The organism is Blattabacteriaceae bacterium, assembly GCA_036390115.1.
In the GTDB taxonomy this organism is placed as follows: Bacteria; Bacteroidota; Bacteroidia; order Flavobacteriales; family Blattabacteriaceae; genus DASQPV01.
The window spans coordinates 1-1,578 of sequence record DASWCM010000002.1; the positions used below are offsets into that span (position 1 = coordinate 1).

1 protein-coding gene is annotated in these 1,578 nt (G+C 32.1%); it reads left to right on the plus strand.

Features of this window, described 5'->3' with window-relative positions:
- The first annotated feature begins 559 nt into the window (after nt 1-559).
- The gene (locus tag VF849_00190; GenBank protein HEX9232471.1) at nt 560-1,195 is read left to right on the plus strand and encodes a hypothetical protein; all 636 of its coding nucleotides are present in this window, start codon (nt 560-562) and stop codon (nt 1,193-1,195) included.
- The last annotated feature ends 383 nt before the right edge of the window (nt 1,196-1,578 follow it).

Consider the following 1,578-nt stretch of genomic DNA (forward strand, 5'->3'; position numbering starts at 1 on the left):
AACTTTTAGAAGAAATTTCTTATCAGTAACTTTTGGAAAAAAAAAATTGTCATTATTTTTGAAAATTGTATGAGCGTATTAGAAAGTTCATGATAATATTAGATATATTATTTAATTAATTATGTATTAATCATGTAGCTCGGTGGTGTAGCGGTAAGAACGCCTGCCTTCTGAACGGAAGGTCCTGGGTTCGAATCCCGCTGCGAGCAAACGTAAATGCAAATTAATTAAATCTCGTTGAGCGCACAATTTAAACATCGTATTGCATTTACGTCCGAAGCTACAGCCGGTTACACTGAAGCATCGAGATAAGCGCGATCTGTTGCTAGAATCAAAAAAGTGTAATCGGTGTGAGCGCCCTCTTGGTCACTGACGGAACTCAGGATTCGTAAAAAATCCGGCTAGCGATGTTAGTGTACCATAGGATAGCACAGAAAGCAACGGGAAACTACTGTGTAAATGCTCAAGCCAATTCCCCAGGTAGCTTAATTGGTGGATTGCAGGTACAACACAACAGTGTTAGCAATCCCCATTAAGTCGCCTACGCGTAGTAATACGTATGGCACTATTTGATTTGATGAAGAACCCATCTAATGAAGAAGAACCAGTAACTGGAACAGGAATACAACAGGAAGCAGGTAAGAAAGAGAATATTAATCTTGATCACATTTTCCCCTTTGATGATGACATTATTGGACCATCAAAAAATGCACATTTAAAATATGTTAATGTAAGACAGTTATCAACCAGAGTATTACCTAGATTTAATTTAGTAATGGAAAAATTCCGTATAACTTTTAGACATAAGTTACCAAATGATATTGGTCAAGTAGATTTAATTACTCGTGCACTAAAAGAACTTGTAGCATTTAGTCAAAAGCAAACAGATTTTAAACCTGGAGACAAATTAAACGTATTTATTGAAAATCCAAAATTTACACATAGAATTGCTTCTGGTTATGAATGTACAGATCATGTAAATAGATTAAAAGATAAAATTGCACAAATACTAACTTCAGACGAGTCTATAAATATAGCAGAATGTATTTTCCATGTACATACACTAAATGTACCAAGAGGATCAGGTAGATCTCTCATTTTAAATTTGGCTAAGGATCGTAAAACAAAACAGTGCATTCTGGAAATTAAAAATAAAGATATTTATGCTGTCCCCGTGCTATTGTTACTGGTTTAACATACTATTCCAATGAAATTTTTGATAAAACATATTCACCTACTGAAATAATATATATACGAAAAGGTAGGAATTTACAAACTGAATTAGCACAAGAATTATGTGATAGACTAGAGGAATATACTGAAGATGGCTTCACTTTAGAAGATATTAAAAATGTTGAAAATTTACTAAACATTCAAGTTAAGGTTATTTGTGCTGAAAATTTAAATACAATTATTTATCAAGGCATAGAAAATGATACAAAAATTTACTTATATAAACAAGGAAACCATTTTGATTTAATTAAAAAAATGAATGCATTTTATGGATCCGTTTACTTTTGTAATAAATGTAATACACCATATAATAATAAAAATAAACATACATGCAAGGAACAAAAA